The organism is Agarivorans sp. TSD2052, assembly GCF_023238625.1.
In the GTDB taxonomy this organism is placed as follows: domain Bacteria; phylum Pseudomonadota; class Gammaproteobacteria; order Enterobacterales; family Celerinatantimonadaceae; genus Agarivorans.
Map to the genome: position 1 here is coordinate 3,599,711 of NZ_CP096670.1, position 15,550 is coordinate 3,615,260.

The window sequence follows — 15,550 nt, forward strand, 5'->3', positions numbered from 1 at the left end:
ATGCTTAAGGTAATTAGGCAACCATTGAAAAGGCACTTCAAGGATGAAAGACCAGCACGTATTCAAAGCACGGAGAAACTATAACCGCTGGGTGGCAAACCAAACGCTAGAAGATTATGCGCTTAGGTTCACCGCTAAAAGTGCGCGGCAATGGTCGGTAGCCCGAGTGTCCAATACCGCCTTAGGCGCTATCTCGTTCCTCGCATTAGAAGCCATTGGTGGCGCACTGATGCTCAACTTTGGTTTTAATAACGCTATCGCGGCGATACTGGTGGTATCCGCCATCATCTTTTTCTGTGGTGTACCAATTTCATACTATGCGGCGCGTTACGGGGTAGATATTGATCTGCTCACTCGTGGTGCAGGTTTCGGCTATATTGGCTCCACCATTACCTCACTTATTTATGCCTCGTTTACCTTCATATTTTTTGCTATTGAAGCGGCGATCATGGCCTCTGCTCTTGAGTTGTTATTTGGCATCCCCTTAAGTATTGGTTACCTGATCAGCGCTATTGTAGTGATCCCTTTAGTCACCCATGGGATCACCTTCATTAGCCGCTTTCAACTATGGAGCCAACCGCTATGGTTAGTTCTGCAGATTGCCCCTTTTATATTTATTCTGTGGCACGAATCAAGCGCAATAGACAACTGGTTGCAATACCAAGGTCACCAAGAGGCTTCGCCAGGCCAGTTTGATTTGCATTTGTTTGGTGCAGCTTCAGGAGTCTTATTCTCCTTGATGGCGCAAATTGGCGAACAAGTCGACTTCCTAAGGTTCATGCCTGAGAAGAAACAAAAACACCGCGCGTGCTGGTGGGTAGCGCTACTTAGTGCAGGCCCTGGTTGGATAATCGTAGGGGCAATAAAAATACTCTTGGGTTCATTTTTAGTGGTATTGGCCATTAATGCTGGTGTGGGTGCCGACGTGGCGGGCGATCCTATTCAAATGTACCAAGTCGCTTTTTCCTATGTGACCCAATCACCGATCGTTGCTCTGTCGTTAGCGGGGATATTTGTGTTGATTTGCCAGCTCAAAATTAATGTTACTAACGCCTATGCTGGGTCTATTGCTTGGTCTAACTTTTTCTCTCGCCTAACCCATAGCCACCCCGGCCGAGTGGTTTGGTTAGTCTTTAACGTGATCATCGCCTTGCTGATTATGGAGCTGGGGATCTACTCTGCTATCGAAGACATACTAGGAATTTATTCAAATGTCGCGGTCGCTTGGGTAGGTGCACTGGTCGCCGATTTAGTGATTAACAAACCGCTTGGCTATAGCCCCAAGCACATAGAATTTAAACGTGCACACCTCTACGACATAAATCCAGTGGGGGTGGGTTCGATGATTATTGCCTCATTTTTTGGCATTGTTTGCTATACCGGAAACCTAGGTGATACCGCTCAGGCTTTGTCGCCTTTTATCGGCCTATCGGTGGCATTTATCTGCTCGCCACTGATCGCCATTGCCACCAAGGGTCGCTACTACATTGCACGAGAATCAAGCCTGCAATTTAAACACCAAGGCGAATGTACGGTATGCCAAAACCAATTCGAGATTGAAGATTTAGCCAGTTGCCCCGCTTATGGTGGCGCCATCTGTTCATTGTGCTGCACCTTGGATGCCCGCTGCCATGATCAGTGCAAAGAAAAAGCCCGATTTGGTGAGCAACTCAGTCAATTCATGGCGCTTATTCTTCCTAAGGCGGTGTCGTCTTTAATGAATACCCGGCTACTACAATTCTCTGGACTATTAGGGCTGATAGCCACACTGATTGCCGGTTTGTTTTACTTAGTCTATTTGCGCATTCCTATTACAGACCTCACCACCAAAGCAGCCATTTCGGCAACCCTCAGCCAAGTATTCTTTTTATTGATGATTATTGTTGGGGTATTAGTGTGGCTATTTGTTTTAGCTAACGACAGCCGTCAGTTCGCGTTAGATGAGTCGATGCGCCAAACTAAACTGCTGAGTCACGAGATATCGGCCCATGAAGCCACCGATAAAGCCCTGCAGCAAGCCAAGGATACTGCTGAATCAGCTAACCAAGCGAAAAGCCGTTACCTCACAGGTATTAGCCATGAACTGAGAACGCCACTCAACTCAATATTAGGGTATGCCCAGCTACTAGAAAAAGCAGCCGGGCTATCCAGCGAGCATGCGGCAAAAATATCGCTAATAAAACGCAGTGGCGAGCACTTAGCCGACATCATTGAAGGCTTGCTAGACATATCACGTATTGAAGCGGGCCGATTGGAGCTACAACGCGACCAAGTGGCCATTGGCGAGTTAATTGACGACCTGGTCGATATGTTTAGCCTGCAAGCTCAGGAAAAAGGCATTAGTTTCAGCTATACGCCAAGCCCATTTTTACCCCACTGGGTAGTCGCTGATGAAACTCACCTGCGCCAAATACTCATAAATTTACTCTCTAATGCGGTGAAGTTTACTCAACAAGGTGGTGTATCGCTCAGCGTTAGCTATCGTAGCCAAGTAGCCGAATTTGTTATCCAAGATAGCGGAGTGGGCATTGAACAAGAAGATGAAAATAGGATCTTCAAGCCTTTTGAACGGGTCCGTAAACCCGGTTTGCCGCAAATACCAGGCACTGGGCTTGGGCTAACTATCACCCAACTGCTCACTGACATCATGGGAGGAAATATCAGCTTAAGCAGCACGCCGGGTGAAGGCAGTTGCTTCAAATTAAGCTTAATGCTGTCTAGCATTGACAAAGACACCTGTCAGCCTCCCGCTCAAGCCAGAATTAGTTCAATTAATGGTTCCAGTAAAACAGTAATGGTCGTGGATGACGACCCTAACCATCGCGGCCTAGTGGCCGAAATACTCTCCCCCTTAGGCTTTGTGGTGCTCGAGGCGACCGACGCTCATGCCTGCTTAAACACCCTTGATAAATCAACCATTGATTTATTTTTACTTGATATTTCTATGCCAGGAATGAATGGTTGGCAGCTGCTCGAAAAATTACGTGAACAGGGAATAAACACCCCCATTATTATGGTTTCTGCCGATGCGACCGAAGCACCTCAGTTAGGACCGAGTACAAGCCCGAACGCACGACCACTTCACGATGACTATTTAGCAAAACCAATACGCGACAATGCGCTGTTAGAAAAAATAGCCAAGGCCTTAGCCATTGGCTGGAACTACCACCCAGTTAAACAGCATCAAGCAAGCGACTATCAAGCTTTAGGCTCTAAGACTGCGCTAAGCGATCAACACCGCCAACAATTACAAGAAATATTAGACATGGCGCAACTGGGCTTTATTCAAGGCATCGATAAGCTGCTTGATGTTCTGGAACAAGACTCAACAGCGGTCAACATTACCAGCGAGCTAAGAAAAGATTTAGCCCAATATAACGTCACCAACATCGAGAATTTTTGTAAGAAGGTACTAGCCGTATGAGTACAACAGATTCAAAAGGTATTATTTTAGTCGTCGACGACGCTGCCGAATCTTTAGGCATGTTAAACACCGCCTTAATCGAACAAGGTTACACCGTACTGGTTGCCATGGACGGACAACAAGCCTTAAATATTACCCAACGGATTAATCCAGATTTAATTCTGATGGACGCATTAATGCCTAACATGGACGGTTTTGAAGCCTGCCAATTACTGAAGAAAAACAGTGATTCTAGTGATATACCGGTAATATTCATGACCGGTTTAAGCGACAGCGAGTCAGTGATCAAAGGCCTAGAATCTGGCGGCGTCGACTATATTCACAAACCGATAAAACTCGATGAACTGTTTGCCCGGATAACCGTGCATTTACACAATGCCCGGCTAACACGCAGTGCCCATGGAGCCCTAGATGAAATGGGTCAAGCTACGTTTACCTTCAGTAGCAAAGGGCAAGTGATTTGGACGAGTTCGAAGGCCAAACTAATCCTCTCTTCAGTTGACTTTGAAGCAAGCGAAACTGCCGACATAGTTTGCCAACAACTGAGGCAATGGCTCACTCACGCCCCCGAAAAGCACAGCCTCTTATCTGTAAAAAAAATATCTAAGCCTCTGCAAGTGCGTTACTTGGGACAATCGTCACCCGGTGAACATCTATTACGCTTAGTCGATAACGACGAACAGAGCATTCGCGATTCACTGCGGCAACGGTTTAACTTAACCGAGCGAGAGTCTGAAGTGGTATTTTGGTTAGCCCAAGGCAAAACCAATCGAGAAATTGCCCAAATACTGACCATGAGTCCGCGCACCGTAAACAAGCACCTTGAACCGGTGTTCCAAAAGCTTGCTGTAGAAAACCGAACCAGTGCCACCGCGGTCTGCTTAGCCTATTTAAACGATATATAAGCACTGCGTCGTAATCTGCCACTGCTGCCCAATAATGATTAACATGTCTTTTGTTAATCATTGCTGTGGTTCAGCATTGGTTTGTCGCCCCCCAGCAATCCAACCTCTTAACGCCTAAAGAAAGCCGATGACCAAGGAAGACATTTATGTTTTCTGATTGACGATTAAAATCACCTGACAGCTGTAAACAACAACAGACTCTGATAACACTTTATATTCCTCCTTAACGCGGCTTTTCGGCTAACAGATTGGTAACTTTCTTTAAAAGCACTAGGCTTTACAGTTAAGCAAGGGGGCTTCATGAAGATTTCTTCCATTCGCACAGAGCAGCATTCGGGCTACTCCATTTTACGCGCAAACTGTAACGGCTTTGACTTGTGGTACAAGTTTCCAGAAAACGTGCCGCTCACCAACAGTGCCGACCCCTTCATCGCTGCTAGTTTATTGATTAGCATGGCGAACAATCAAGACATCGAGCTAGAAAGTAGCGCCTACTATTCTCCCAAACTTGTCGAGAATTTAGAGCAACTACAACGCATTTTTAGTCATTGGCAACCCTATCTAGGCCATCGCTTATACCCCGTAAACATTATTGGCGGCACTCCCTGCGAACAAGCCAATACATGCAACGATACGGTCTCTTTCTTCTCAGGAGGAATCGATGGCACCTACACCTACAAGCAAAAACAACAAGAGATAGACTACTTACTGTTTGCTAAAGGTATCGACATGCAACTCAACAGCGATGCGCTTTACCAACAAGCATTCGCCTGCAATAAACAATACCTAGCAAAACAAGGCAAGCAACTGATCCCTTGTGAAACCAATGTGAGATTTTTAGGCTATAAAAACAAACTTAATTGGGGGGTATGTTTTGGCGGTGGTTTATCTAGCATTGCCTTAGCGCTTGGCGTTAAGAAGTGTTTTATTGCGGCAGGCTTGACCTATCAAAACAACATACCTGAAGGGTCAAACTATATTACCGATCGTCTCTGGAGTAACCAGCATACCCACATTATCCATCATGGTGCGAATACTCGTAGAATTGATAAATTAAAAACCTTAGCCAATGACCCCGATTACTTGGCCATTTTGCGAGTATGTTGGCACGATGATGGCTACAATTGCGGCGAATGCGAAAAATGCCTACGAACCATGAGCAGCCTTCGCACTTTAGGCATTCACACCGACACCTTCCCCACTCTCACCGACCAAATGGTTAAGCAGAAACTCAGCGGCTTAAAGCTCTACAATGTGCACGACTTGCAATTTTTAGACGAAAATATAGAGCAAGCCAAAGCCATTAACGACACCGTAATGATTAAGGCTTTAGAACATATAAAACGAAACTTCCAACTACGGGAGCTTGCAAACCAATTTGATGAACTCATTTTACATGGGTATGCCCACAAACTTAAGCAAATGGTTATACGGCATTAAGCCCTATGCGCATCCATCAGCTTGAGCTAAAAAAACACGCTAAATACCAGAAAATATCTGCCATGTTAGGGCCGTTTCCATTGTGGTTTAAAACCAGTAGCGACTGCTTAATAGCCTGCAACGATGCCAGCCCCTTTTTATGCTCAGCACTCATACCCGCGATGTTTTTAGGCGAAGATATCGAGATTGATCGGCAATATTATGTATCGGCAAGCTTGCTAGAAAAGCTGCCACACATTCAAACCATCATGCACGCTTGGAACCCCATCTTTAAGCGCATTAAAATATCGGCCACCAGCCAAGCCTTTCATACCTCTACCACCCAGCTTGGCCACAGCGCTTTTTTTTCTGGTGGGGTCGACGGCACCTACAACCTTATCCAACATGCCAATAGGCTAGACAACCTAGTACTGATTAATGGTTTTGATTTTTCAATGCCGCTTGCCTCTTGGCAACACTTAGTAAACCGTTGCCAAAAAACCGCTGATTTATTCAATAAACGGCTGATATGTGTTGAAAGCAATTTAAAAGAATTTACCGGATGGACAGGCCTAGCTCGCTTTGCCAACTTTGGCGCATCTTTAGCCAGTGTTAGTTTACTACTCAACCCTAACAGCATGATTTTAAGTGGGGCGGTAACCTACGACGCCATTCACCCATCCAATAGTCACCCCTTGCTAGACCCGCTTTGGTCTACTGAATCATGCCAAATTTTGCACCTAGGTTTAGAGGCTGACCGCGCCGCCAAAATTGCCGTAATTAAAGGCAAGCCAGAGGCACTAAATAACTTATGGGTATGCTGGAAGGATCCACGCAGTAACTGCGGACGCTGCGCCAAATGTTACCGCACCTATATGGCTATGCAGCTAAACAACATCTCTAACTTTCACTTTTCACAGGTTGTTAGCCATTCAGCAATAAAACAACTAAGCCCCAAAAGCGAAGAAGACTTATCGTTTTACGAGTACCTGCATCGCTTGGCCATTAAGCAACAACACCACAGTTTACGCCGAGTACTTCGTAACATTATTTTACGCTATCGGTTTAAAAGCGTTATCCGCGACACTGAACGACTATTGCTTAACTCGGCATGGAGTCAATGGCGACAGAGCAAATTAAGCCACCAGCAACTGGCCGATGTGAGTGTATTCCCCAAATACAGTGACGCTATCCAACTAGAGCGTTTGCATCAACGCTTAAAGCAAAACCCCCGATTTATCTCTAGCGCCAATATCGGCAGTGTATTTGATTAAACGCATGTAGTTTCGGCGACACTAAGCAGCAAACAAACTCCTGCTTACTCTTAGCTTTAGTAAGCTCAAACCAACAAAGCACTGTGATTGTATACACGTAAATTGCTTTTCTTTCTTTCCCCAAATGCATTCCGTCTTTATTGATGATATTTTTATTACTTTTAGAGCTAGATGGCTGATGTAGTTTAGGAAAGGTGGTAGTCTGCTTTTAATCATATGAATAAAGAGGCTGTGATTTCCATGTTTAAGCAAGGAAGTGATCTTCCCCCGATAAAGTAGACACGGGTTAAATTTCAGGAGGTAATATTGAAGATTCACAATGTGTCTAGTTTTTCTGAACTACACGAAATACTGTCGGTTTACCGCAAATCCAATCGTTGGGTTTTTCGAGGGCACGCCGACCCACATTGGGTTTTGACACCTAAAGCAGGGAGAGAGCCCTACAACAAATCTGATGACCTGACAATTCTTCAAGCCTGGAAAAGGCGAGCTGTAGAATATGTTACAAATGCTCCTGAAAATGATTGGGATTGGTTGGCAACAGCACAACATCATGGCTTGGCAACTAGGCTATTAGATTGGAGCTACAATCCTATGGTTGCCGCGTATTTCGCTACCACACATCAGTATGAATCTGACTCTCATATCTATTGCTATAAACCTCATAAGATACTCATTCCACAACATGTCCCCCCCAAAGACTACGATAGCATTTCGCTATTTAAGCCAAATGGTGTCGTCCCAAGAATTGCAAGGCAAGGTGGTGTTTTTACAACTCATGGTCAACCCAATAAACCTTTAGGAGAGGTTTTACATTACGAAGACGAGCTTGAATTAATCGTTATTGATAAAAATTATGTCAAAGAACTAGGGTTCGAACTGAATCACTATGGCATAAATGATGCTTTTACATTCCCTGACTTAGACGGCTTGTCAAGGCACGTAAATTGGTACACGGAGAATCAAGACTATTGGGTCGCACAAGCTCTCACCCTTGACGATGCGTCTAACATTTCGTCCAACAGTTAGTTTCCTCTAAGTGAGATTTCATGAAGAATATATGGTATGAATCACGTAAATAGAAAAGAAAAGAAAAATTTCACTTTCAGTATTTCTCTCATTATGTCTATCTTTCAAGCGACAGTTTTATTGGAATTGGCAAATGTTGACGGTTGGGGAGCTATAGGTGCAGCTGGTGTAGGAGCTATATTTGGCATAGCCAGTATACTTATAGTTATAACACTCTTTTTATTTGGCCTTAGAAGGCGCGAAAAATATATTACCTTAGGCTTAATTTCAGTCGTAGTTTCTTCGATATCGGCATTTAGCTTTTTCACCTAACTTTTAATAAAAATCCATTTAGCTTATGACGAGGCTGAGTCACTTCGTTATCTAAGCCCTTCTTTCCAGATACATGCCTCCTACAGTTTGAACTTAACTGCTAACAAAGCTGCGCCAGTTTTGGATAGTCTGGCACGTTAGTACCGGTTGGTGTCCATTGTACCCGTGCATCGCTGCGGTAAAACTCCACCAAACCACCCTAGCCCACCGATGAAACTTCTTACAGCCTCGTAACTTTACCTTCTTGGCTTTGTTTTGAGCGAGATAATGAGCTCGGCCCTTGACCATGTTGTCTCGCATCAAAAGTATAAACCGTGGTCGACTCACCAGCGTAGTCAACGATAACTTCATAACAAGGAAAATACTGGTGTTCCGCGGCGACAGACACCCTCAGTTGACCATGCTCCCAATTGAAACTCACTTCAAACAGCGCGTGAACAGAGCCAAGACCAATTCGGTCGACTACGGCGGTAAACACATCTTTTAAGGGCAACTCAAAGTCCACATAATCGCCTAACTTTATGGTGCTCTTCATTTCGCCAAAACTCGCGCCATCATAAGGTGCGTAAGGCCGCGCCCCTAACACTGCCAAAGTCAAAGTCCTTCCGTTGGCCCCTAGCTCTAGCAGCGATTTGTCGTCAAGATGAACGTCGGTTTTATCGAATACCGTCGCGTCAGCCTCCTTACCTTCAGCCCACCAAACGTCACCAACATCCCCCGTAGAGTCTAACTGCGTATATAAGCCTGGAGTTCCAAAGGCCTTATTTTGTTCTGTCACTTGCCTAATTTCGCCCGTCGCCTTATTCAACTTAACTTGGGCGCTCAACTCGAACATGGAACCGATACCCTGGGCATCACCTTCGCTAAACCCTCGGTCATCGCCTTCAAATCGGAATATTGCTCGTAACAAATCGGCGCACTCAGTGTTGCCAAGCTCACTTTTGGCTACCGCTTTATCCCAGCCCTCACTGATCAACGTCGTGATAAAGTCTTTCATATCGACCAAAGTGCTCGCCACGGATGTGACTGACATTTCGTTTATATCAAAGGCGTTTGACAGAGCCCATAACTGGCTGGGCACAAAGCCCCTTAGCGTGACATTTACGGTTTCCGTTTGTGTTCCACCACGTCCAGCTCCGCCACTCCCTCCTGAGCCACCACCTGAAGCGCTTCCCGCCCCGGCATTTGCGCCTGCATTAGCTCCTGATCCTGCACTAGCACCAGCACTAGCACCGGTAGCAACGTTAGTTTCATTGTTCGCGGCATTGGCATTTTGGTTATGGTTATTGTTTTGACTAGAATTCTCACCATTAAAGGCATTTTGATTACTGTTATTAATTCCCAACCCCTGGTTAATTCCCGCTCCCGCTTCTGTCACATTGCTAGGATTGGCTAATGGACCAGATGGCTTGGAGTTAACACTGGCCAACACATCGGATACTTGTTGACCTAGCGAAACCGCACTATTTAAAGCATCACTGCGCGCATCGCCCGCCAGTGTTCCAGCGTGTTGTGCGGTTTGCAGTGCCACCTCGGCCAAGGTAGATAAAGTTGAGCTTAATAAGGCACTGCCTGAAGCATCGCGGAATAGTCCTGGCGTGCCCAGTGCGGCTAACGTCGCGGCGGCGGTCTGTGAGTTGGGCAAAGGCGTGGGCGGCATAATGCTGAGATTGCCGTCGGTTACCGTGGCATTCATATCGGGGATACCGCTGTCACGGCTCCCCGCTTGAATGGCGGCTATCTCTGAGGCTGTGTGCGGGATAGGCGAGTCTTGCCAATTGAAATAACGACTGGCATCTATCTTCTCTGCGCTATTTGCCCGCCCTAGTATTGCTTCCCCAAAGACACCGGCCGAAGGAAGATAAATGGTGTCGGTAACGCGCTGTTGGCCAATGAGATCTACAAAGCTGCTACGCAGTGTTCTTAAATAACAGTCGATGCTTGAACGTAAAGGATGAGGCTCGGCAACAGCGGGGCTAATGACGCCCTCTAAGTCATAGTGGGTCACTTTACCCTGATTCAGAAACTCACTATAAAGCTCAAATTTAGTGTCCTGCCAATCCAAGCTAACCTTGTGAAGTGAAATGCTTAGTTCTCCGTCAGGGCTAGGTTCTCGGATAAAGCCACTTCCCTGATAACTCGGACCTTGGCCATGCAGCCGTAGGGTAATTTCTGCAATGATGTCATCACTGCTGCGCTCCGCTGAAGACATCAACTCTATTTCTATTTGACAACACTCTCCCTGCTTTCGTACTTTTATGCGCCCAGATAGTGGCCGATTAAAAGAAGCTTGCTGATCCTTACCGTGAACCGTACTCACGGCTTCACTCAGCACCAAAGACTGCTCTACCGCTTGTTGTTCCGACTGATGAAGCTTAAGAATGATGAAGTTCTCGGTGAAGCCCACCGGTGTGGCGGAAGCCAACTCCATCAAGGGTAATGGTGGATGAAGATCCGATTGGATGTGGAGACTTTCTAGCACCGCACTTAACTGCTCGCGTTCGGTCGTAAAAATCAATAAACGCGTAGCAGCATAACGCTGTCGATTAAAAAACAACTCAATCTCTTTAATGTAATCCAAGGGGACAATGCTCGCTTGCTGCTCAAGCGCACTAATCACTTCAGATTTCAAATCAGAAAACAGTACTTTAGAGTCCCGAGCAAGCGAAGTATGCGGGACGGATAGACTCACCTTAGTTTGGTCCCCCCCCTCATCGACTATGGTCATATCCAATTCAGCTTTGATAAATTGAATATGAGATAAATCCGGGCTACCTGCTACTGGAGGTAAAACAGCCGTCACTTCCAATGAAACTAAGTCACCCAAGCGCATGCGGTCGCGACCACTGAAATCAACATCGCGAGATATTTTAGGCCCGAGTCCCGTCACCCGGTGTTCAACCGAGCTACTGTTACGGTAGATCAAGGCCCAATGACTATCTTCAAGGGTGACAATATGAGCGGTGATCGCCGTAACAGAAAGATCGCTGCTGATATCAATCACTTCTGTCGAATAATCAGGCCGCTCTATGATTGAAGCAAAACGCTGATAGAGCCGTGCTGAATCCTGTTTCACTAAGGCTTGCAATACCCGCCAATGGGCACGGATAAACTCGAAGTCAAAAGTGATGGGGCGATAGGGCAAGTACATGATCGGGGTGTAATCGAGCGTATCTATTTCTACTTGATACTTCTGTAGCACCTCAAAATATTGCACGGTTAAGGCGTGCATATGATTGTAATTGGTAACATTACGGGTAGTGATTTGCTCAGATTCTTGTTGTTCATCGGTCACCACCACCGAAGAGCGAATAGAGCGCATTGATGAGGCGTTTTGCACGCTGCGGTCGGTAATGTTCTGCTGCAACTCAGACACCAGTTGCCGGGTAGAGTTGGTCTCGGTTTGCACCACCCCTTCTTGAGCCACATGCGAAAACACTGCAGAGCCCCCTGCACCGCCAGCGCTGGATAAAATACTGGCAGCAGAGAGGTCTAGATCCATCGGAATACCGGTCAGCTCTTTGAGTGGCAAGGTGCCGCTGGCGCTGCCCCCACCGGAGCGTCCACCTCCGACACCGGCAGACAAACCAGTACCCACCGAGCTGGTAGAGGCCTCGCTATTGGTTTGCCCACGTTGATGCTCCAAAGCCGTAGCTTGAGTCACTTCATCTAGGGCCCGAGTGTGGGTCATGCTATTGCTTAGTTGCTCGTCAATCCGCGTGGTCTCGCCTCTACTAGAGCTTTGTTTGCGATACCAGTCAATCACGGCAATATTGCGCGACTCGCCGGGTGCTAGCGCCAACGAGTGAATAACCTCGCCTAAATGTGTCCCCATGTTGCGCCAATATTGCTTAAGGTGAACAATGTATCCAAGATAGAAACTTAGCGGTGGCTTTTGTTCCATGAGCGCCGACACGCTTTCACTCATCAACTGGCCGGCAAAGCTATTATCAGAGCTTTGAGCATCTATGCGTAACCCTTGCAGTTGATATCTCTGTCCCTTCACGTAGCTAGAGAAACGAACGCTACTATGAGTGCTACCAATCATCCCAGGCATAAGCTCATCAGGCGCAGAAGGGGCCTCATCGAAGCCTTGTTCTGGTTGCTTTAAATAATGCTGAGCGGCATGATAAAGCCCAAACTCTGCCAGTTCATTAATTGACACAATACCGAAGAAGCTTTCCAAGATTTGCGCTGACATAGCGCTTAGTTCGCGCAAGGAATTTGGAGGTAAATAACCAACGGCAGACGCTTCAACTACAGCAAACTCGTCCTTCAAGTAGGCCGCCCGCTCTATATGGTGATTAATCAAACCTTGGCTATATGCTTTTAGAATCTGGGCATAGTGAACAGGCTTAAAGTGCAATAAATCGCTCACCGAGAAGATATTTATTTGCCGCAGCGCTGCTATATCGCCATGGCTAATCCCCGGCAGTGACTCCAGAGTAATCAACGGATCCATCATTCGAGTAAAGCTGGAAGAGCGTGACATAAGACATATTCCTCTTATCTCGCATTAAATACGGGCTGTCATAGAAATGTTAAAGAGAGCTACAAGACGCCACACCGCTAAGTCGTGAGAATACTGACGAAAGCTGAGCCCAAGCTAAAAATAAACTAATAGCTGACAAAACCTGAATAGGCTAATAGAAGCAGCTTTTTGTTAATGAGTTTATCCCCAGGTCTGTAAAAAATGGTGCACAGGCTTGGCCAGCCTTAAGGCAAGCGCAAGCCAAAACACCACAAAACTCATCACTGTGAACTTAGGGTAAGTTTGGTAAAGCGCCTCTCAAGAAAAGGGTCTGATACAGTTTTTTGCTTTAGAAGGAAGTTGGCTGAGAGTGTAAAGGTTGGGAAGGTCAAAAATATAAATTCTATAGAAAAAGAAATAGCAAGACTGCAGTTACGTGAGCCCAACAAAGACAGAAGGAGACCTATAAAGGCACACGAAGAAAGATTGAATAAATATACCTAGCAAGTTCAAAAGTGTTGACTCTTATTTAAAACCAGACTTGCTATTTATCCCAACTTTAAAAGCTAAAAAAAAAGACCCAGCCAAGGCTGAGTCTTTTAACTTACACGCTTGCTTATTGGGCGATTAAATCTTTATAAGCAATAGTTTTACCTTGCGGCTTCTCGTTGGCTAGCTTGGCTTTGGGTGAGCCAGGTTGGTTTAGCCAGTAAGAGGCGTCTTGCTTAGGATTAAGCTTCGGACCACACTCGCCTTGCGCACCGCTGCGCTCTAAACGGGTTAACACTTTGTCTTGCGCTGCGGCTAGGCCGTCCATGGCTTGTTGCGGAGTTTTCTCACCACTGGCGGCTTCAGCCACATATTGCCACCAAAGCTGTGCCAGTTTTGGATAGTCTGGTACGTTGGTGCCGGTGGGTGTCCATTGTACTCGCGCATCACTGCGGTAAAACTCGACCAAACCACCTAGTTTAGGCGCGGCGTCGGTCATCGCTTGCGAGTTAATATCTGACTCACGAATAGGCGTTAAGCCCACTAAGGTTTTCTTAAGTGATACTGATTTAGACACCACAAACTGCGCATACAACCAAGCTGCTTGGCGTCTGTCTAGCGGAGTGGAGTTTAAGAACGTCCACGAGCCGGTATCTTGATACCCCAACTTCATACCCTCTTCCCAGTAGGGGCCGCGTGGCGAAGGTGCCATACGCCATTTTGGCGTACCATCTTCGTTCACCACCGGTAAACCCGGTTTGGTCATATCCGCGGTAAAGGCGGTGTACCAGAAGATTTGTTGAGCAATCGCCCCCTGAGCTGGCACTGGGCCTGCTTCGCCAAAGGTCATACCGGGCGCTTCTGGTGGCGCATATTTTTTAAGCCACTCAACGTACTTAGATGTTGCGTAAACGGCCGCAGGGCCATTGGTAGCACCACCCCGCTCAACACTTGAGCCAACAGGGTTACACCCTTCAACACGAATCCCCCACTCGTCTACCGGTATACCATTTGGAATACCCTTATCGCCGGCACCCGCCATTGATAACCAAGCATCGGTAAAGCGCCAGCCCAAAGATGGATCTTTTTTACCGTAATCCATGTGGCCATAGACTCGCTCGCCATCAATGGTTTTTACTTTCTCAGAGAAGAACTCGGCAATGTCTTCATAGGCTGACCAGTTAAGTGGCACGCCTAACTCATAACCATACTCGGCTTTGAATTTGTCTTTTAGATCGCTACGTTCAAACCAATCGGCGCGGAACCAATAAAGGTTGGCAAACTGTTGGTCTGGCAGTTGGTAGATTTTTCCGTCTGGGCCTGTAGTAAAGCTCAAACCAATAAAATCTTCTAAGTCTAGGGTTGGCAAGGTCACCTCTTTACCTTCGCCTTTAATAAAATCACTAATGGGCACCACTTTACCGTAACGGAAGTGGGTACCAATTAGGTCTGAATCGTTTACGTAGGCATCATAAATATTACGACCCGACTGCATTTGCGTTTGCAGTTTTTCTACCACGTCACCTTCTTGGATCAAGTCATGATTAACCTTGATCCCAGTAATCTCGAAAAACGCCTTGGCTAAGGTCTTACTTTCATATTCATGGGTGGTAATGGTTTCTGAGGCAACATTGATTTCCATACCGCGAAATGGTTTTGCCGCTTCGGTAAACCATGCCATCTCATCCATTTGCTGCTGCTGGCTTAAGGTTGAAGGCGTAAACTCATCTCCTACCCATTGTTTGGCAGCATCGCTGTATTGATCTGCTAGGGCTAAGCTGCTGCATCCGGCAATAACCATGGCTACACTCAGGCGAGCCAGCTTAAACACTGATTTTCTGTTGTAGGGCATTTCTTCATTCCTTTTGTTTTTTAAAGTGCATGTTGTTTTTCTAAGGCATTTTTTGATGCCATCGCACATCCTTTTTGCTCTCAAATTTTGTGCTGGTCACCCCCATTTCATTACAATAATCAGCCACACCACCGCTACCGAAAACGGCAACCAGATGCTCAGTTCAGTCATCCCAATAAAGCCAAGGTGAATAAACGCGCTGGTCAATAAACCAATAAACAATCGATCACCACGGGTGGTAGTGATCGGTAAAAACCCTTTTCTTGCTACACAAGGGCTCTTTAATTCCCAGCAGGTCATGGCAAATAAAATGCAACCAATGCCGGTAAAAAATAATGCTGATGGAGTAGTCCATGCCATCCAATTCATGTTGTT

The 15,550-nt window shown here is 46.3% G+C and carries 9 protein-coding genes; 6 read left to right on the top strand and 3 right to left on the bottom strand.

Features of this window, described 5'->3' with window-relative positions:
* Positions 1-43 precede the first annotated feature (43 nt).
* From M0C34_RS16355 to M0C34_RS16380, 6 genes are all read left to right on the top strand, one after another.
* Positions 44-3,424: a hybrid sensor histidine kinase/response regulator gene (locus M0C34_RS16355; protein WP_248712739.1), complete on the top strand. Its 3,381-nt coding sequence runs from the start codon at positions 44-46 to the stop codon at positions 3,422-3,424.
* Positions 3,421-4,329, top strand: a complete 909-nt coding sequence (locus M0C34_RS16360) for a response regulator (protein WP_248712740.1) — start codon at positions 3,421-3,423, stop codon at positions 4,327-4,329. The genes M0C34_RS16355 and M0C34_RS16360 overlap by 4 nt, the downstream gene beginning before the upstream one ends.
* A 300-nt stretch (positions 4,330-4,629) precedes the next feature.
* Complete coding sequence (locus M0C34_RS16365) at positions 4,630-5,769, top strand: hypothetical protein (protein ID WP_248712741.1); 1,140 nt, start codon at positions 4,630-4,632, stop codon at positions 5,767-5,769.
* Positions 5,770-5,774: 5 nt separating this feature from the next.
* Positions 5,775-7,022, top strand: a complete 1,248-nt coding sequence (locus tag M0C34_RS16370) for a hypothetical protein (RefSeq protein ID WP_248712742.1) — start codon at positions 5,775-5,777, stop codon at positions 7,020-7,022.
* A 306-nt stretch (positions 7,023-7,328) separates the two neighbouring features.
* The gene (locus M0C34_RS16375) at positions 7,329-8,051 is read left to right on the top strand and encodes an FRG domain-containing protein (RefSeq protein ID WP_248712743.1); all 723 of its coding nucleotides are present in this window, start codon (positions 7,329-7,331) and stop codon (positions 8,049-8,051) included.
* Between the two features lie 36 nt (positions 8,052-8,087).
* On the top strand, positions 8,088-8,363 hold the full coding sequence (locus M0C34_RS16380) for a hypothetical protein (protein ID WP_248712744.1): 276 nt from the start codon (positions 8,088-8,090) through the stop codon (positions 8,361-8,363).
* Between the two features lie 220 nt (positions 8,364-8,583).
* Here M0C34_RS16380 and M0C34_RS16385 read toward each other — a convergent pair whose 3' ends face one another.
* The 3 genes from M0C34_RS16385 to M0C34_RS16395 form a co-directional block, all read right to left on the bottom strand.
* Positions 8,584-12,855 (bottom strand): hypothetical protein, encoded by a 4,272-nt coding sequence (locus tag M0C34_RS16385; protein WP_248712745.1) that lies wholly within the window; start codon positions 12,853-12,855, stop codon positions 8,584-8,586.
* Positions 12,856-13,450: 595 nt separating this feature from the next.
* A complete protein-coding gene (locus M0C34_RS16390) occupies positions 13,451-15,175 on the bottom strand; it encodes an ABC transporter substrate-binding protein (protein WP_248712746.1) in 1,725 nt (574 codons plus the stop codon).
* A gap of 96 nt (positions 15,176-15,271) precedes the next feature.
* Entirely contained in the window at positions 15,272-15,544 is a 273-nt protein-coding gene (locus M0C34_RS16395; protein ID WP_248712747.1) for a DUF2160 domain-containing protein, read from the bottom strand.
* Positions 15,545-15,550 lie beyond the last annotated feature (6 nt).

Coding starts and splice junctions, on each gene's coding strand:
- M0C34_RS16390 (WP_248712746.1), bottom strand. CDS start 15,175: ATGCCCTACAACAGAAAATCAGTGTTTAAGCTGGCTCGCCTGAGTGTA.
- M0C34_RS16365 (WP_248712741.1), top strand. CDS start 4,630: ATGAAGATTTCTTCCATTCGCACAGAGCAGCATTCGGGCTACTCCATT.
- M0C34_RS16360 (WP_248712740.1), top strand. CDS start 3,421: ATGAGTACAACAGATTCAAAAGGTATTATTTTAGTCGTCGACGACGCT.
- M0C34_RS16355 (WP_248712739.1), top strand. CDS start 44: ATGAAAGACCAGCACGTATTCAAAGCACGGAGAAACTATAACCGCTGG.
- M0C34_RS16380 (WP_248712744.1), top strand. CDS start 8,088: ATGAATCACGTAAATAGAAAAGAAAAGAAAAATTTCACTTTCAGTATT.
- M0C34_RS16395 (WP_248712747.1), bottom strand. CDS start 15,544: ATGAATTGGATGGCATGGACTACTCCATCAGCATTATTTTTTACCGGC.
- M0C34_RS16385 (WP_248712745.1), bottom strand. CDS start 12,855: ATGTCACGCTCTTCCAGCTTTACTCGAATGATGGATCCGTTGATTACT.
- M0C34_RS16370 (WP_248712742.1), top strand. CDS start 5,775: ATGCGCATCCATCAGCTTGAGCTAAAAAAACACGCTAAATACCAGAAA.